Source organism: Bradyrhizobium sp. 199 (assembly GCF_023073355.1).
Taxonomy (GTDB): domain Bacteria; phylum Pseudomonadota; class Alphaproteobacteria; order Rhizobiales; family Xanthobacteraceae; genus Bradyrhizobium.
On the sequence record NZ_JADPJI010000004.1, the window covers coordinates 130,575 to 146,730 of the forward strand.

The following is a 16,156-nucleotide window of genomic DNA, read 5'->3' on the forward strand; positions in this document are numbered from 1 at the left end:
CTAGCAGACTTGAGGTGGGCGAAACAGTGCGGTGAAACAAGGGCGGGATGGCCTCATTCGGTCATTCCGGGGCGAGCGCGAGCGCGAGCCCGGAATCCAGAGGTCGTCAGCTCGAGATTCCGGGTTCGCACTCCGTGCGCCCCGGAATGACGAGGCATTTTGAAAGCACCACCATGTCCAAAAGCCTGATCGACCTCATCTCGATCCTCGACCTCGAACAGCTCGAGGTGAATTTGTTTCGCGGCAACAGCCCGAAGACGAGCTGGCAGCGAGTCTTTGGAGGCCAGGTGATCGGGCAGGCGATGGTGGCGGCCTGCCGCACCGTCGAGGGACGACTGCCGCATTCGCTGCATTGCTATTTTGTCTTGCCGGGCGATCCGCAGATCCCGATCATCTACCAAGTCGAGCGCTTGCGCGACGGCAAGAGCTACTCGACGCGCCGCGTCACCGCGATCCAGCACGGCAATGCGATCTTCTCGATCATGGTGTCGTTCCATGCCGACGAGGAGAGCGCATTCGACCATCAGGACAGGATGCCTGATGTGCCGCCGCCGGAAAAACTCACCGCGGAGGAGGTGGCGAAGCAGCCGATGTTCCGGGAGATGCCGGACTTCATCCGCCGCTACTATGAATCCGATCGCCCGATCGAGCTGCGCCCGGTCGAACTCGGCCGCTATTTCGGCCAGAAGATCGACGACGGCCGCATCCATGTCTGGATCAAGACCGCGGCGACGCTGCCGGACGATCCTGCGCTGCACATGTGCGCGCTCGCCTACGCCTCGGACTTCTCGCTGCTGGATGCGATCATGGCGCGCTATGGCCGCACGCTGTTCGACAAGCGCATGATGCCCGCGAGCCTCGACCACGCGATGTGGTTTCACCGCCCCTTCCGCGCCGACGAATGGCTGCTCTACGCGCAGGATTCGCCGAGCGCGCGAGGTGGCCGCGGCCTCACCCGCGGCTCGATCTTCAAGCCTGATGGCACGCTGGTCGCCTCCGTCGCGCAGGAAGGTTCTGTGCGCGAGCGGAGGGGATAGTCACCTCGAACGCGCGGCTTCGCATTCGAGGCTTTCCGGATCATGCGCCAAGGGACCCGCGCGGAGCCAGCACGGTCTCCGATGCGAACCAGTTCATGATCCAGCGATACACCCACGGGATCGGGATGATCAGGCTGCACAGGATCGCGGCGACGATGCCGCGCCAGAGGATGCCGAGACCACTGCCCTTGAAGACGATCTCGCGCCGCGTGCCTTCGATGCTGCGGCAGAACCAGCGCAGCTGTGCCGCCGCGACCCAGGCCCAACCGATGATGGTGATGATGGAAATCGCGAACAGCAGATTCCAGCCGATATGGGCCCAGATCGACCCCGTGAAGCTCAAGCCCAGCGGCTGCCCGTTGGAGGCAAGGTTCGCGACCATCCATTTGATCAGGAGCCAATAGAGAACGAGCTGCACGATAAAAAGCAGATTGCTCACGATCTGGCTGCCGATGAAGCCGATCGCGATCGCCAGAACGATGAAGCCGAAAAACCACGGCACCAGCGTCATCGCATTGCCGGTGAAGCTGAGATTGGGGCGTCCGGGGACCTTTACGCAGGACACGATCCATTTCGTGTACCAGACGAACAGCCACGGCACCGGGATGACGAAGCACGAGCCGATCAGCAGCACGAGCGTGCGCCAGGTGAACTCGAGGATGCCGAAATCGACGGCCAGTGATCCTCCGCCGCCGCCACCGCCACCATAACCGCCGGCGCCGCCATAGCCGCTTCCGCCCATCATCGGCGGGCCGCCCGCCGGCATCATCGGCGGCGCGCCGCCGCCCCCGACCAGGCCGGGGATTTCGGCGGCCTTCTGCCAGCCGGCCATGCCCTCGGTCCACACCAGCGTATCCGGGCGCACGACGCCCTGGGCGACGAGGTCACGGAATTGCCCCTCCGGAAAGGGCCCCTGCTGCTTGCCCTCGGATGCGTAGAACCAACTCGCCATGTACCGTCCCCCTCGAACATTACTTATGTACCGGCCCGGATACTTGGGTTCATCGCATCCATGCCAAAAATGCATTGTGAAGGATGAACGGCTGCCCTGTACAGAGGCGGCCATTCACATGGCCAAACGTTTTTCCGCTTCAACCTGCAACTTTTTTATGCCATTTGCCCGGAAAGATGCCAGATTGACGCAGCGCCGGGGACATACGGCGCGGCGCATCCCGGGGAATAGGCCTGACCATGAAACTCGTCGTCGCGATCATCAAACCCTTCAAGCTCGACGAGGTCCGCCAGGCCCTGACGGCGATCGGCGTCCACGGCATGACTGTGACCGAGGTGAAGGGTTATGGCCGCCAGAAGGGCCACACCGAGATCTATCGCGGCGCCGAATATGTCGTGAACTTCCTGCCCAAGCTGCGCATCGAGATCGCGGTCGCCTCGGATATCGCCGACAGGGCCGTAAGTGTGATCACCGCCTCCGCGCGCACCGGGCAGATCGGCGACGGCAAGATCTTCGTCACGCCGATCGACCACGCGCTGCGCATCCGCACCGGCGAAACCGACAGCGACGCGCTCTAGATTTTGTTGACGCGTTTTCTTGACGCGAGCCGGTATCCACTTCGCTCGGAAACGCTCTGACCAGATAAATTCTTCGTCGATCGCACCGGGCAACGAAGCCATAGCGTGCGACGTCAATTCTATGCTGGGGGAAATGAGATGGCGGGATTGTTGCGCCGCGCGGCGTGTATCGCTGCGCCGATAGGGTTTGCGTCGATCACATCGTCAGCGCACGCCGCAGGCTCCGAGATCAACTCCGCCGACACCGCATGGATGATCGTCGCCACCGCGCTGGTGCTGATGATGACGATGCCGGGCCTCGCGCTGTTCTATTCCGGCATGGTGCGCAAGAAGAACGTGCTCGCCACCATGGCGCAGAGCCTCGCGGCGGTGACGCTGATCTCCATTCTCTGGGTCGCGTTCGGCTATTCGCTCTGCTTCGTCGGCGACGGCCCGTGGATCGGCACGCTCGACCGCTGGTTTCTCGCCGGCATGACCATGGACAGCGTCAATCCGGCGGCGAAGACCATCCCGGAAGCGCTGTTCATGCTGTACCAGATGACGTTCGCCATCATCACGGTGGCGCTGGTCGCAGGCGCCGTCGCCGACCGGATGCGGTTCTCCGCCTATCTCCTGTTCTCCGTCGCCTGGTTCATCTTCGTCTACATTCCGCTGGCGCATTGGGTCTGGGGCGGCGGCTTCCTCGCCAGCATGGGCGTGCTGGATTTCGCCGGCGGCCTCGTGGTGCATCTGTCGGCCGGCAGCGCCGGCCTCGTTGCCGCGAAGGTGATGGGGCGCCGTCACGGCTACGGCAGCGAAAATCTCTCGCCGTTCGATCTGTCGCTCGCGGTGATGGGCACCGGCCTGTTGTGGGTCGGCTGGTTCGGCTTCAACGGCGGCTCGGCGGGCGCCGCCAATTCACGCGCGGTATTGGCGATCATCGCCACCCATCTTGCCGCCTGCGCCGGCGCCTTGACCTGGGGCGCGATCGAATGGTCGACGCGGCGCAAGCCCTCCGTGCTCGGCATGATCTCCGGCGCGGTGGCCGGTCTCGGCACCATCACGCCGGCCTCCGGATTCGTGGCGCCCTGGCACGGCATCGTCATCGGCATCATCGCCGGTGCTGTCTGCTATTGGGCCTGCACCTGGCTGAAGCACCGCTTCAACTATGACGATTCGCTCGACGTGTTCGGCGTCCACGGCATCGGCGGCCTGACCGGGACCCTGCTCGCCGGCGTGTTCGCAACCAGCGCCATCGGCGGCACCGCCGGCCTGTTCGAGGGCCATCCGCAGCAGTTGCTGATCCAGTTCTATGGCGTCGCCGTCACCTTCGTCTGGTCGGCGGGCGTGAGCTTCGTCCTGCTCAAGCTGGTCGGGCTGTTCGTGCCCTTGCGCGTATCCCGCGAGCACGAGCTCGAGGGGCTCGATATTTCGCAACACGGCGAAGCCTTGCAATAAGAGCCGGGCAGCAGGGGCTTGCGCAACACATAAGTGTATGCTTATGTGTCGCCATGATCGAAGCCCACATCTTCAAGGCGCTGGCCGACCCGACCCGTCGAAAGGTCTTTGAGAAGCTCGCTGGCGGCAGCCTGAATGCCAGCGCGTTGCGCGACGGGTTGGAGATCAGCCAGCCGGCGATGTCGCAGCATCTTTCGGTGCTGCGCGCAGCAGGCCTCGTGCGCGAGCAGCGGCAAGGCCGCTTTGTGAACTACGAAGTCGATCCGGACGGAATCGCCGCCATCGGAACCTGGCTTGCGCGCTACCGCGCCTACTGGCCGAAGCGCATGGAAGCCCTCGCTGACCTCCTGAAGGACATGGATCAATAAAACCTGGATCAATAAAGACCTGGATCAATAAGGACAGGGATCAATGAGCGACGCCGTGACGCCTGATCGCCCCGATGCGAAGCTGGTGCTCGAATTCGATTTCGACGCACCGCCGGCAAAAGTCTGGCGCGCCGTGACGATTCCTGAATTGCGCGAGCGCTGGCTGCCGGATTGCGACCTTGCGGGCGCCGAGCCTGAAACATCGATCCCAGGCGAAGAGGTGCGTTACCGGCTTCGCGATTCCGAACCGCCCTATCGCGAGAGCCATGTCATCTTCCGGATCGAGCCGAATGAGGACGGCGGCACGCGTTTTCGCATCATCCAGCAAGCCTGCGACGATGATGCGAAGCTGCCGCAGCCGGCCAACAGCAATTGCTGCCTGATGCGCCTCGCCGCCTAACACCGACAAGACTTTCATCATCTGCAAACATGGAGGTCGCCGATGCGCGACATGCTTCAGCTCGTCCCTATGGTCGTCGAACAATCTGCCCGTGGCGAGCGGTCGTTCGACATTTACTCGCGGCTCCTGCGCGAGCGCATCATCTTCCTCAACGGCGAGGTCAACGACGCGATGTCCGGATTGGTCTGCGCGCAACTGCTGTTCCTGGAAGCGGAGAATCCGAACAGGCCGATCAATCTCTACATCAACTCCTATGGCGGCGTGGTCACCTCTGGCCTTGCGATGTACGACACCATGCAGTTCATCAAGGCGCCCGTTCATACGCTATGCATGGGCACCGCGCGCTCCATGGGTTCGTTCCTGCTGATGGCCGGCGAACCCGGCCACCGCGCGGCGCTGCCAAATACGAGCCTTCACGTGCATCAGCCGCTCGGCGGCTTTCAGGGCCAGGCCTCCGACATCCTCATCCATGCCAACGAGATGCAGGAAACCAAGCGGCGCATTACCCGGCTCTACGCGCAACATTGCGGGCGCTCCGAGGCGGAGGTGGAACGGACCCTGGACCGCGACCACTTCATGACTGCGCAGCAGGGGGTCGAATGGGGATTGATCGACAGGGTCTTCGCAGGGCGCGACGCGGCCTGATGGCCTTCAGCCGTCCGGCCGGGCCTCGCCCCGCTCAAGCTGGGCCCCGGCCGGCGCGCATCTCGTGAGCACAAGCGCGACGGATCCGCTCTTTCGCGGCTTGGCGGCGCTCTTTCCCTAATAAGATACCTTTCGCCTGCCCGACGTATGAGCAACATTGTGTCGGCAGCCTGTCGTGCTCGCGTTTTAAGCAGGCATGACCACGTTTTGGGCGCGACGGAATAGCGCACCGCACCGCAATAGGCGCCCGGCGCGAAAACCCCCGTCTTCATAGTCCGTTAGGCAACGCGCCCGATCTGGCACGGCATTTGATTCTAGGGGTCCTGGCTGTGCCCGCGTAGTGAACTTTCTCCCTCGTGGCGAACCAGTCGAGAACGCCCGGCCATGTCCGGACCGGGCCAAGCGGGGATAGGACCCATGAAAATTGTTATGGCGATTATCAAGCCATTCAAACTGGAAGAAGTCCGTGACGCCCTGACCGCCATCGGCGTTCACGGTCTCACGGTGACGGAAGTCAAGGGATATGGCCGCCAGAAGGGCCACACGGAGATCTACCGCGGCGCCGAATATGCTGTGAGCTTCCTGCCCAAGATCAAGATCGAGGTCGCTGTCGCCTCCGACCAGGTCGACAAGGCCATCGACGCCATCACGACTGCCGCCAAGACCGGACAGATCGGCGACGGCAAGATCTTCGTCATCAACCTCGACCACGCGGTGCGCATCCGCACCGGCGAGGCCGATGCCGCGGCCCTCTGATTTCGCGCTCAACCTTATCCAATCAGGAGTGAATAATATGACGTTCAAGCGTCCCTATGGCGCGGGATTGGCGGCTCTCGCAGTCGGCCTGTTCGCTGCGACCGCAGCCTGCGCCGAGCCAACGGTCAACAAGGGAGACAACGCCTGGATGCTGACATCGACAGTGCTGGTGCTGTTGATGACGATCCCGGGCCTCGCGCTGTTCTACGGCGGTCTCGTCCGTTCCAAGAACATGCTCTCCGTCCTGATGCAGGTGTTCTACACCGTCTGCGTCGTCACCGTGATCTGGGCCGTGTACGGCTACAGCCTCACCTTCACCGGCGGCTCCGACTTCATCGGCGGCTTCTCCAAGGCCTTCATGATGGGCGTCACCACCGATACCAAGGCCGCGACCTTCTCGGTCGACTCCAACATCTCGGAGCTCATCTATGTCTGCTTCCAGATGACCTTCGCGGCGATCACGCCCGCGCTCATCGTCGGCGCCTTTGCCGAACGCATGAAGTTCGCGGCGATCGCGCTGTTCGTCCCGCTCTGGGTCACGCTGATCTATTTCCCGATCGCGCACATGGTCTGGTACTGGCAGGGTCCGGACCTGATCCAGGACGCAGCCAAGGCGATTGCTGCTGCCACTGACGCGGCGGCGAAGACCGCGGCCGAGGCGAAGCTCGCCGAGATCAAGGCCGACGCCGGCTGGATCTTCAAGAAGGACGCGATCGACTTCGCTGGCGGCACCGTCGTGCACATCAACGCCGGCATCGCTGGCCTCGTCGGCGCTCTCCTGATCGGCAAGCGCGTCGGTTACGGCAAGGAGCTGATGGCTCCGCACTCGCTGACCCTGTCGATGATCGGCGCCTCGCTGCTCTGGGTCGGCTGGTTCGGCTTCAACGCCGGCTCCAATCTGGAAGCCAATGGCGGCGCCGCGCTTGCCATGACCAACTCCTTCGTCGCCACCGCAGCCGCTGCGCTGTCCTGGATGTTCGCGGAGTGGATCATCAAGGGCCATCCGTCCGTGCTCGGCGTCATCTCCGGCGCTGTCGCGGGCCTCGTGGCCGTCACCCCTGCGGCCGGCTACTCCGGCGTGATGGGCGCGATCGTCCTCGGCCTGGTCGTCGGCGTGGTCTGCCTGTTCTTCTGCACCGTCGTGAAGAACGCGCTGGGCTACGACGACAGCCTCGATGTGTTCGGCGTGCACTGCATCGGCGGCATCGTCGGCGCTCTCGGCACCGGCATCCTCGTCAACCCGGCTCTGGGTGGCACCGGCGTCATGGACTACGCCGCGATCCCGCCGAAGCCCGGCGACTACGACTTCGCGGCTCAGATGATCGCTCAACTCTGGGGCGTCTGCACCACGCTGGTGTGGTCGGGCGTCGGCTCGGCGATCCTCTACAAGGTCGTCGACGTGATCGTTGGTCTGCGCACCAATGTCGAGAGCGAGCGTGAAGGCCTCGACATCACCGAGCACACCGAGCGCGCCTACAACATGTAAGTCTCCTCCCGGGGCGCGGTCTCCCCGGAGATCGCGCCCAGAACTACGGTTCGGCACATACCCGGCAATGCCCTGACCGTTGAGGGGCTTCAGCGCAAGCTGGAGCCCCTTTCTTTTTTGCGGGACGCTCTTTTTGATGTCGCACCGAAGAAAAGGATTGCCATTCCACGTCGCCGGCGCAGAAATATCGACAAGAAACATGATCGGGAGGTCGTCATGCGTTTGGAAGGTGGGTGTTATTGCGGCGAAGTGCGTTACAAAGCCGAGGGCGATCCGATGATGCAGGCCCAGTGTCATTGCCGCGAGTGCCAGTACATCTCCGGCGGCGCGCCCAATACCTTCATCGCGATGCCGGCGGCCGGCTTCAATTACACCAAGGGGCAACCCAAGCAGTTCACGCGCAAGGATCTCGAACGCGCCGTCACACGCGAATTCTGCGCCGAGTGCGGCACCCATCTGGTGACCAAGGCTCCGGGACTGCCGGCGGCGATCCTGAAAGTCGGCACGCTGGACGACCCAAAACAGTTCCATCCGCAGATGGCGATCTACACTTGCGACGTCCAGGAATTTCACACGATCCCGGCGGGCATGAAGACATTCGAGAAGCTGCCGGGGCGCTAGGCGCGCGCCCCTTCGAAACTCGTCATGCCCGGCTTGTCCCAGCTATGATGGGGGCCAGACCTGCACGCATCCCGTTGTTATCCGGCCTCAATATTCCTGCTCTGGACGGAGGCGGCGGTCGATGGTTAATCGCGTCTTAACCTCGCCCTATCTATGGTGAACTGAACCGCTTCCCGCCGGCGCTCCCATGCGACCGGCAGTTCCAAGAGTGCTGGCGCCCAGAATGGCTATGACCGCTTCATCCCGCGCGCCGCAGGCCGGTGGAAGCTCCGATTCCGAACGCTCGCCCTTCGTACGGCTGAACGAGTTGCTGGCGCCGCATCAGCCCGGCAAGCCCTTGATTTCGCTCGCCGTCGGCGAGCCCCAGCATCCCGTGCCTGATTTCGTCGGCCCGGTGCTGGCCAAGCACATCGCCGATTTCGGCCGCTATCCGATGAACCAGGGGACCGAGCCGTTCCGTCAGGCAGCGAGCACCTGGCTGTCGTCACGATTCAAGCTGCCGCGGCCGCTCGACCCGAAAAGCGAGATTCTCGTCCTCAATGGCAGCCGCGAGGGGCTGTTCCTCGCCGCGATCGCAGCAAAGCGCTATGTCGGCCCGCGTCCCGGCAAGCCCGCGATCCTGATGCCGAACCCGTTCTATCCGGTCTATGGCGCTGGCGCTCTCGCTGCGGCCTGCGAGCCGGTCCATCTGCCGACCACCGTCGAAAACGGCTTTCTGCCTGATCTCGACGCCATCGACGAGGCGACGCTGGCGCGCACCGTGGCGTTCTATCTGGCCTCGCCTGCCAATCCGCAGGGCTCGGTCGCCTCGCACGATTACTTCACGCGCCTGAAGGGCCTCGCCGATCGCTACGGCTTCATGATCCTCAGCGACGAGTGCTATTCGGAGATCTACACCCGCGAAGCTCCAGGCAGCGCGCTCGAATGCGCGGGCGCGAATTTCACCCGTGTGGCCGCGTTCCAGTCGCTGTCGAAGCGCTCGAACCTGCCGGGCCTGCGCGTCGGGTTCGCCGCGGGCGACAAGACATTCATCGGGATGTTCCTGGAGCTGCGCAACATCGCTGCTCCCCAGGTGCCGGTGCCGCTCCAGCACGTCGCGACCTTTGCCTATGGCGACGAAGCGCATGTCGAGGAGAACCGCAGGCTTTACCGGATCAAGTTCGATCTCGCCGACCAGATCATCGGCAATCGCTACGGCTATCGCCGGCCCGACGCCGGCTTCTGCGTCTGGCTCAACACGTCCGCGCTCGGCGACGATGTGTCGGTGTGTCTGAAACTGTTCACGGAAGCAGGCGTGCGCGTGGTGCCCGGCAGCTTTTTGGCGCGGCAGCAGCCTGACGGATTCAATCCCGGCGCGGGCTACATTCGCCTCGCGCTGGTGCAGGATGGCGAGACCACGGCGCAGGCGCTGCACCGCCTGGTCGAGACTCTGGGTTAGGCGGGCCCATGAGCATGTCGGCAATCGAACGTGTCATTCCACTGGTCGGCCATCTGCCGCCATCGATTCGCGAGGGTCTGGCGCGGCGCATGCGCGAGCTCACCGGCCTTGGCCTGATCGCACTGTCCGGTGTCGCCTCGGCCGCGCTGATGACGTGGTCGGTGCAGGACCCCAGCCTCAGCCACGCCACCTCGCGGCCGATCCGCAACATCATCGGCTATGCCGGCGCGATTGGCGCCGACCTTGCGATGCAGATTCTCGGGCTCGGCGCCATCATGCTGGTCCTGACCGTCGCGGTCTGGGGCTGGCGTATGATGACGCATCGTCCGTTCGACCGCGAAGCGCTGCGGCTAGGCTCCTGGATTCTCTGCACGGTGATTGCGGCGGGATTCGTCAGCTGCTGGCCGCATGGCGGCGCATGGCCGCTGCCGACCGGCCTCGGCGGTGTGGTCGGCGACGCCCTGGTGCGCGCGCCCGCGGTGATTTTCGGACCGGCCGGCACCATCTATCGCATCGTGCTGGGCACGATCCTGTTCGCCGCGCTGGCGGCGACCTTCCTGATCGCCTGCGGTCTTGGCGCCCGCGAGCACGACGACGAGCTCGCGGATATCGAGGATGACGACAAGCCGCTCGATGAAGGCGAGGAGAGCGATCGCGGTTCGGTGTCGCTGGGCTGGCTATTCCACGCTCTGATGAGCACCAAGGCACGGCTGATCTGGCTGTTCGGTGCCGCATATCGCTCGCTGGTGTCGAGCGGACCGAAGACCAAGGCCGTGGCGTTCAGCCGCCAGGAACCGAATCTCGGCGGTGGCCGCGCCGCGCCTTCGATCTCGCCGCAGCCCGAAGACGAGGACGACGGCGACCAGCACGAAGACGAGGATGACGAGGAGGAAGAGGAGCCCGCTGCGCGCGCCCCGCGCAAGAAGGCAGCCCCGAAGACCCCTGCCCGGAAATCCTCCGACAAGTTCGACCTTCCTTCAGTCTCCATGCTGGCCGCGCCGAAGGCCGGCGACCGCCAGCCGCTCAGCAAGGCCGAGCTGGAAACCAATTCGCGCTCGCTGGAAGGCGTGCTGCAGGATTTCGGCGTGCGCGGCGAGATCGTGAAGTCCAACCCCGGCCCGGTCGTCACGCTTTACGAGCTGGAGCCGGCGCCCGGCATCAAGTCATCGCGCGTGATTGGCCTCGCCGACGACATCGCCCGGTCGATGAGCGCGCTGTCCGCGCGTGTCGCCGTCGTGCCCGGCCGCAACGCCATCGGCATCGAGCTGCCGAACGCGCATCGCGAAAAGGTCTATCTGCGCGAATTGCTGATTGCAAAAGAGGCGACCGATACGGTTGCAAAACTGCCGCTCTGCCTCGGCAAGACCATCGGCGGCGATCCCGTGATCATCGACCTCGCGCGCACGCCGCACATGCTGATCGCCGGCACCACCGGCTCCGGCAAATCGGTCGCGATCAACACCATGATTCTCAGCCTGGTCTACCGGCTGCGTCCGGACCAGTGCCGGCTGATCATGGTCGACCCGAAGATGCTCGAACTCTCCGTCTATGACGGCATTCCCCATCTGCTCACGCCCGTCGTCACTGACCCGAAGAAGGCAGTCGTCGCGCTGAAATGGGCCGTGCGCGAGATGGAAGAGCGCTACAAGAACATGGCCAAGCTCGGTGTGCGCAACATCGACGGCTACAACACGCGTCTGCTCGAATTGAAGGCCAAGGGCGAAGAGCCGACGCGTACGGTGCATACCGGATTCGACAAGGAGACCGGCAAGGCGATCTACGAGGAAGAGAAGCTCTCGCTCGATCCGCTGCCCTACATCGTCATCATCGTCGACGAAATGGCCGACCTGATGATGGTCGCAGGCAAGGACATCGAAGGCGCGGTACAGCGCCTCGCGCAGATGGCGCGCGCCGCCGGCCTGCACGTGATCCTAGCGACGCAGCGTCCATCGGTCGACGTCATCACCGGCACCATCAAGGCGAACTTCCCGACCCGCATCGCCTTCCAGGTCACCTCGAAGATCGACAGCCGTACCATTTTGGGCGAGATGGGCGCCGAGCAGCTGCTCGGCCAGGGCGACATGCTCTACATGGCCGGCGGCGGCCGCATCAGCCGCGTGCACGGACCTTTTGCTTCCGACGAGGAAGTCGAGAAGGTGGTGCGTCACCTCAAGACGCAGGGCCAACCGGAATATCTCGAAGCGGTCACCGCCGAAGAGCCGGCCGAGGATGAGGACGGCGCCGTGTTCGACGCCACCGGCATGGGCGGGGACGGCGGCGGCGATCTGTTCCAGCAAGCCGTTGCGATCGTCAAACGCGACCGCAAGGCCTCGACCAGCTACATCCAGCGCCGCCTGCAAATCGGTTACAACCGCGCCGCATCGCTGATGGAGCGCATGGAACTGGAAGGCATCGTCGGACCCGCCAACCACGCCGGCAAGCGCGAGATTCTGGTCGAGGAAGAAGACAGCCATATGTGAGGCGAGCCGCCTCAAGCCATCATTGCGCGCAAAAACGTTATCTGCTTTTGGCCGAAATCACGCTAAAAGGGCGCCCAGCCATACAGGACGACGCGTTGATCAGACATCCGGACATTCGATTCGCTGCCACCATCGCTGCGCGAAGCGCGCGCGTGGCCGGCGTGCTGCTCGTCACTGCCGCGATGGTGACCGCGACATCGTTCGCGCAGACCGTGCCGGTACCGAAGCCCGCGCCGAAGGGCCGTGACGGTGCTCAATCCGGAGGCGGTGGGCCCGCTGTCACCGGCGCGACGCAGGCGCCGCCGAATCCGGTGATCCCGGATCCGCGCCGCAACGTGCCGAGCAGCATCTTCCAGACCTTCGATGCCAACCAGAAGGCCCAGGCGGCCAAGGTCAGCGCCTATCTGTCCTCGCTGCAGACGCTGGTCGGAAATTTCGTCCAGGTCGGCCCCGACGGCAGCAAGACCCAAGGCGATTTCTACATCCAGAAGCCGGGCAAGGTCCGCTTCGAATATGACGCGCCGAGCCCGATCGCCATCGTCGCCGACGGGTCCTCGCTGGTGGTGCGCGACCGCAAGCTCGCGACGCAGGACGTCTACCCGCTGTCGCAGACGCCGCTGCGCTTCCTGCTGTCCGACCGCATCGACCTGATGAGGGACACCAACGTCGTCAATGTCTCCGCCGACGACGTCTTCGTCAGCGTCACTATCGAGGAGAAGCAGGCGCTGGTCGGCACCAGCCGCCTGCTGTTGATGTTCGGCGCCAAGGACGGCCAGCTTAAGCAGTGGACTGTCACCGATCCGCAGGGCTACGACACCACGATCGCGGTCTACAATCTGGATACGAGCAAGAAGCTCGATCCCGGCATGTTCAAGATCGACTTCACCAATTACGGCCCGGCGCCGGGTTAAACGCTCCGCTGCCGTAGGATGGGCAAAGGCGCACTTGCGCCGTGCGCACCATCTTTCCTTTCGCGATCGGCACGTGCGCACGCCTCGCTTTGCCGACCCGGCGAGAGCACGACCACCTCTTCACATCTCGCAACCGAAAAGACGTGGGCACGGCGCTTTGCGCCTTTGCCCACCCTACGAGAGCTTGCTAAGACGCATTCCTCATGCGTTTTTCCCTGACAACCTGGAACATCAATTCGGTGCGGCTGCGCATCGATCTGGTCGCGAAATTCCTCAAGAGCGCGCGGCCGGACGTGCTGTGCCTGCAGGAAACCAAGTGTATCGACGATGCCTTTCCGCTGAAGCGCTTCAAGCGGCTCGGCTACGAGCACGTCGCGCTGAACGGGCAGAAGGGCTATCACGGCGTCGCCATCGTCTCGAAGATCCCGTTCGAATCGAAGGATATCCGCACCTTCTGCGACAAGGTGGATTCGCGGCACGTCTCTGTGTCGTTCGGCGAGAAGGCCAATATCGCAAAGCCGCTGGTGCTGCATAATTTCTACGTGCCCGCCGGCGGCGACATTCCCGATCCCGCGCTGAACGAAAAGTTCGAGCACAAGCTTCGTTTCCTCGACGAGATGAAGGCCTGCGAGCCGCTGCATCCGCGCGGGGATGACAGGCACATCCTGGTCGGCGATCTCAATGTCGCCCCGCACGAGAACGACGTGTGGTCGCACAAGCAGCTTCTGAAGGTGGTTTCGCATACGCCCGTCGAAACCGAGAAGCTGCAGGCCGCGCTCGAAGCCGGCGAATGGGTTGATGTCGCACGCGACCGCATTCCGATGTCCGAGAAGGTTTACACGTGGTGGAGTTACCGCTCCGCCGACTGGACCGTCGGCGATCGGGGCCGCAGGCTCGACCACATCTGGGTCTCGCGCGCGCTGAAGGATGCGGTCAGTGATTTCAAGATTCTGCGCGACGCGCGGAGTTGGGAGCGACCGTCGGACCACGTGCCTGTCACGGTGACGCTGGAGGTGTAAACCCTCGCCGTCATTCCGGTTCGCGACGCGCCCCGCAATAACGAGCGGAAAGACCGACCTACGACGTCAGCTTCGCCCCCGCCATCAATATGTCGCTCGCAATCTGGCTGGAGCGCACCGCGAATTCATCACGGAGACGAACCGCCGCGGCAGGGTCGCTTTCGAGCACGCGCTGGAACAGGCTGCGGGCGATGCGGATGACGGAGGAGTGCTCCAGCGCGGTTGCGCTCGACGGCCGCTTCATCGGCACCACCAAAGCGAGCTCGCCGATCAACGCGCCGGGGCCGGCGATCATTTCAGCGCCGGCACCGTCGTCGACCCGGAAGGCGCCGCGTTGGACCACGAAGCCGGCATCGGCGTCGTCGCCGAGATTGAAAAGGGTGTCGCCGCGGACGAAGTCACGCTGCTCGGAGCCGATCGCCAGCATGCGCAACGAGGCGTCTCCCAACAGGCGCAGTGTCGGGACTCGCTCAAGAAGCGCTACGTCGTCGTCGATTGACATTCAGATCCGAGGCTCAAGGGCATGCGATCTAAAACGATTCGCACGCCCTTCAAGCGTATCACGGCACCAGCTTGTAGCCACCGGCTTCCGTGACCAGGATTTCCGGGTTGGCCGCGTCCTTCTCGATCTTCTGCCGGAGGCGGTAGATGTGGGTTTCCAGCGTATGGGTGGTCACGCCGGAATTATAGCCCCAGACCTCCTGGAGCAGGGTCTCGCGCGAGACGGGCATCTGGCCGGCGCGGTAGAGGAAGCGGAGGATGGCGGTTTCCTTCTCCGTCAGCCGCACCTTGCGCGCGTTGGCGGCGGTGAGCATCTTGGAGCCGGGTCGGAAGGAGTAGGGGCCGACCGAGAACACCGCGTCCTCGCTGGCCTCGTGCTGGCGGAGCTGGGCGCGGATGCGGGCCAGCAGGACGGCGAAGCGGAAAGGCTTTGCCACATAGTCGTTGGCGCCGGATTCCAGCCCCAAAATCGTGTCGGAATCGGTGTCGTGTCCGGTCAGCATGATGATCGGGGCCTTGAAGCCCCCCTTGCGCAACGAGCGGACCACTTCGCGGCCGTCGGTATCGGGCAGGCCGACATCCATCAGGACGAGATCGGGGGCATTGGCCTTGGCGGCGCTCGCGCCCTTGGCGCCGGTATCGACGGCGGAGGCTTCGAACTCTTCGTGTAGCGATAATTGCTCCACCAACGTGTCGCGAAGATCGGTATCGTCATCCACGATCAGGATCTTGCGGGCATTGGCCATAGGGGGTCATCCTTTTGGGGGTCCGACTCGGCGCGCATCCATGCTGCACCCAGCCGTGAGGGAAGTTTAGGGGGGTCGCTGTTGTTATTGTTATTCGTGTTGAAGTAGTGGGCGGTCAACGATTCACAAGCCAGAACCACTCTAACCCAGAATAGCAGGGCGCTTTGATGAATGTCCTGTAATGAATTCGAGATCGCATTTTCACATGAAAAACAAAGCAGCTTCAGGTGGTTACACCATGAATCGAAGCGCCAGACCGCTCTCCGCGATCCGGGTTAAGCCTGCCGCCGGGAATCCGCGCAGGGGTTGGCTGATGGCGGGATCGCTGACCATACCGGTTGCGCTGGGGCGGGGCGGCATCCTGGCCAACAAGCGCGAGGGCGACGGCGGCACGCCGAGGGGCCGCTTCCGTCCCAGGCGGTTGTGGTGGCGGGGCGATCGGCACAGTCGGCCGCAGAGCTTCCTGCCGGCCCGGATCATCACCGGAGCGGACGCCTGGTGCGAGGATCCCAGCGACCGCCATTACAATCAGGGAATCCGGCTCGCCGAGGGGCAGGGCGGTGACCGGCTCAAGCGCACCGACCATCTCTATGACTTCATCATCGAAATCGACCACAACACGAGACCACGAATTGCCGGCCGTGGCAGCGCGGTTTTTTTGCACCTGGCCCGCGACAATTTCGGTCCGACCGCGGGCTGCGTCTCCATGACGAAATCGGCGATGCTGCAATTGCTGCGACGGCTTGGACCAAGAACAAGAATCATCATCGGGTAAGGGCAT

The 16,156-nt window shown here is 63.7% G+C and carries 17 protein-coding genes; 14 read left to right on the plus strand and 3 right to left on the minus strand.

Features of this window, described 5'->3' with window-relative positions:
• The first annotated feature begins 173 nt into the window (after nucleotides 1-173).
• On the plus strand, nucleotides 174-1,037 hold the full coding sequence (gene tesB / locus IVB28_RS07775; RefSeq protein ID WP_247525491.1) for an acyl-CoA thioesterase II: 864 nt from the start codon (nucleotides 174-176) through the stop codon (nucleotides 1,035-1,037).
• 40 nt (nucleotides 1,038-1,077) lie between these two features.
• On the opposite strand, the gene IVB28_RS07780 is transcribed toward tesB, so the two are convergent.
• Nucleotides 1,078-1,989, minus strand: coding sequence for a DUF4339 domain-containing protein (locus IVB28_RS07780; protein WP_247525492.1), 912 nt, complete (start codon nucleotides 1,987-1,989; stop codon nucleotides 1,078-1,080).
• Nucleotides 1,990-2,228: 239 nt separating this feature from the next.
• Between IVB28_RS07780 and IVB28_RS07785 the strand changes: the two genes are divergently transcribed.
• The 12 genes from IVB28_RS07785 (at nucleotide 2,229) to xth (ending at nucleotide 14,128) form a co-directional block, all read left to right on the plus strand.
• Complete coding sequence (locus IVB28_RS07785) at nucleotides 2,229-2,567, plus strand: P-II family nitrogen regulator (RefSeq protein ID WP_247525493.1); 339 nt, start codon at nucleotides 2,229-2,231, stop codon at nucleotides 2,565-2,567.
• A 138-nt stretch (nucleotides 2,568-2,705) separates the two neighbouring features.
• Nucleotides 2,706-4,004 (plus strand): ammonium transporter, encoded by a 1,299-nt coding sequence (locus IVB28_RS07790; protein ID WP_247525494.1) that lies wholly within the window; start codon nucleotides 2,706-2,708, stop codon nucleotides 4,002-4,004.
• A 53-nt stretch (nucleotides 4,005-4,057) separates the two neighbouring features.
• A complete protein-coding gene (locus IVB28_RS07795) occupies nucleotides 4,058-4,372 on the plus strand; it encodes a metalloregulator ArsR/SmtB family transcription factor (RefSeq protein WP_247525495.1) in 315 nt (104 codons plus the stop codon).
• Nucleotides 4,373-4,415: 43 nt separating this feature from the next.
• Nucleotides 4,416-4,772: an SRPBCC domain-containing protein gene (locus tag IVB28_RS07800; RefSeq protein ID WP_247525496.1), complete on the plus strand. Its 357-nt coding sequence runs from the start codon at nucleotides 4,416-4,418 to the stop codon at nucleotides 4,770-4,772.
• A 42-nt stretch (nucleotides 4,773-4,814) separates the two neighbouring features.
• Complete coding sequence (locus IVB28_RS07805; protein WP_247525497.1) at nucleotides 4,815-5,417, plus strand: ATP-dependent Clp protease proteolytic subunit; 603 nt, start codon at nucleotides 4,815-4,817, stop codon at nucleotides 5,415-5,417.
• 417 nt (nucleotides 5,418-5,834) lie between these two features.
• Complete coding sequence (locus IVB28_RS07810) at nucleotides 5,835-6,173, plus strand: P-II family nitrogen regulator (RefSeq protein ID WP_247525498.1); 339 nt, start codon at nucleotides 5,835-5,837, stop codon at nucleotides 6,171-6,173.
• Between the two features lie 37 nt (nucleotides 6,174-6,210).
• Nucleotides 6,211-7,659 carry an ammonium transporter gene (locus IVB28_RS07815; RefSeq protein WP_247525499.1) on the plus strand — a complete coding sequence of 483 codons (1,449 nt, stop codon included), beginning with the start codon at nucleotides 6,211-6,213 and terminating at the stop codon, nucleotides 7,657-7,659.
• A 216-nt stretch (nucleotides 7,660-7,875) separates the two neighbouring features.
• Complete coding sequence (locus IVB28_RS07820; protein ID WP_247525500.1) at nucleotides 7,876-8,280, plus strand: GFA family protein; 405 nt, start codon at nucleotides 7,876-7,878, stop codon at nucleotides 8,278-8,280.
• A 223-nt stretch (nucleotides 8,281-8,503) separates the two neighbouring features.
• Nucleotides 8,504-9,718 (plus strand): aminotransferase class I/II-fold pyridoxal phosphate-dependent enzyme, encoded by a 1,215-nt coding sequence (locus IVB28_RS07825; protein WP_247525501.1) that lies wholly within the window; start codon nucleotides 8,504-8,506, stop codon nucleotides 9,716-9,718.
• 8 nt (nucleotides 9,719-9,726) lie between these two features.
• Entirely contained in the window at nucleotides 9,727-12,198 is a 2,472-nt protein-coding gene (locus IVB28_RS07830) for a DNA translocase FtsK (protein WP_247525502.1), read from the plus strand.
• Nucleotides 12,199-12,350: 152 nt separating this feature from the next.
• Complete coding sequence (locus IVB28_RS07835; protein ID WP_247525592.1) at nucleotides 12,351-13,109, plus strand: outer membrane lipoprotein carrier protein LolA; 759 nt, start codon at nucleotides 12,351-12,353, stop codon at nucleotides 13,107-13,109.
• Between the two features lie 203 nt (nucleotides 13,110-13,312).
• Nucleotides 13,313-14,128 (plus strand): exodeoxyribonuclease III, encoded by an 816-nt coding sequence (gene xth / locus IVB28_RS07840; protein WP_247525503.1) that lies wholly within the window; start codon nucleotides 13,313-13,315, stop codon nucleotides 14,126-14,128.
• Between the two features lie 58 nt (nucleotides 14,129-14,186).
• Here the strand turns inward: xth and IVB28_RS07845 are convergent, their stop codons facing one another.
• The gene (locus IVB28_RS07845; RefSeq protein WP_247525504.1) at nucleotides 14,187-14,630 is read right to left on the minus strand and encodes a cyclic nucleotide-binding domain-containing protein; all 444 of its coding nucleotides are present in this window, start codon (nucleotides 14,628-14,630) and stop codon (nucleotides 14,187-14,189) included.
• A 58-nt stretch (nucleotides 14,631-14,688) separates the two neighbouring features.
• Nucleotides 14,689-15,375: a response regulator transcription factor gene (locus tag IVB28_RS07850; protein WP_007598630.1), complete on the minus strand. Its 687-nt coding sequence runs from the start codon at nucleotides 15,373-15,375 to the stop codon at nucleotides 14,689-14,691.
• 205 nt (nucleotides 15,376-15,580) lie between these two features.
• On the opposite strand from IVB28_RS07850, the gene IVB28_RS07855 reads away from it, so the two are divergent.
• Entirely contained in the window at nucleotides 15,581-16,150 is a 570-nt protein-coding gene (locus tag IVB28_RS07855) for a L,D-transpeptidase family protein (protein ID WP_247525505.1), read from the plus strand.
• The last annotated feature ends 6 nt before the right edge of the window (nucleotides 16,151-16,156 follow it).

What these genes read in the sequence shown, in the direction of transcription:
- IVB28_RS07780 (WP_247525492.1), bottom strand. Translation starts at nt 1,989, where the DNA reads ATGGCGAGTTGGTTCTACGCATCCGAGGGCAAGCAGCAGGGGCCCTTT.
- xth (WP_247525503.1), top strand. Translation starts at nt 13,313, where the DNA reads ATGCGTTTTTCCCTGACAACCTGGAACATCAATTCGGTGCGGCTGCGC.
- IVB28_RS07810 (WP_247525498.1), top strand. Translation starts at nt 5,835, where the DNA reads ATGAAAATTGTTATGGCGATTATCAAGCCATTCAAACTGGAAGAAGTC.
- IVB28_RS07850 (WP_007598630.1), bottom strand. Translation starts at nt 15,375, where the DNA reads ATGGCCAATGCCCGCAAGATCCTGATCGTGGATGACGATACCGATCTT.
- IVB28_RS07845 (WP_247525504.1), bottom strand. Translation starts at nt 14,630, where the DNA reads ATGTCAATCGACGACGACGTAGCGCTTCTTGAGCGAGTCCCGACACTG.
- IVB28_RS07795 (WP_247525495.1), top strand. Translation starts at nt 4,058, where the DNA reads ATGATCGAAGCCCACATCTTCAAGGCGCTGGCCGACCCGACCCGTCGA.
- IVB28_RS07785 (WP_247525493.1), top strand. Translation starts at nt 2,229, where the DNA reads ATGAAACTCGTCGTCGCGATCATCAAACCCTTCAAGCTCGACGAGGTC.
- IVB28_RS07815 (WP_247525499.1), top strand. Translation starts at nt 6,211, where the DNA reads ATGACGTTCAAGCGTCCCTATGGCGCGGGATTGGCGGCTCTCGCAGTC.
- IVB28_RS07855 (WP_247525505.1), top strand. Translation starts at nt 15,581, where the DNA reads ATGAAAAACAAAGCAGCTTCAGGTGGTTACACCATGAATCGAAGCGCC.
- IVB28_RS07805 (WP_247525497.1), top strand. Translation starts at nt 4,815, where the DNA reads ATGCGCGACATGCTTCAGCTCGTCCCTATGGTCGTCGAACAATCTGCC.
- IVB28_RS07800 (WP_247525496.1), top strand. Translation starts at nt 4,416, where the DNA reads ATGAGCGACGCCGTGACGCCTGATCGCCCCGATGCGAAGCTGGTGCTC.
- IVB28_RS07830 (WP_247525502.1), top strand. Translation starts at nt 9,727, where the DNA reads ATGAGCATGTCGGCAATCGAACGTGTCATTCCACTGGTCGGCCATCTG.
- tesB (WP_247525491.1), top strand. Translation starts at nt 174, where the DNA reads ATGTCCAAAAGCCTGATCGACCTCATCTCGATCCTCGACCTCGAACAG.
- IVB28_RS07790 (WP_247525494.1), top strand. Translation starts at nt 2,706, where the DNA reads ATGGCGGGATTGTTGCGCCGCGCGGCGTGTATCGCTGCGCCGATAGGG.
- IVB28_RS07820 (WP_247525500.1), top strand. Translation starts at nt 7,876, where the DNA reads ATGCGTTTGGAAGGTGGGTGTTATTGCGGCGAAGTGCGTTACAAAGCC.
- IVB28_RS07825 (WP_247525501.1), top strand. Translation starts at nt 8,504, where the DNA reads ATGGCTATGACCGCTTCATCCCGCGCGCCGCAGGCCGGTGGAAGCTCC.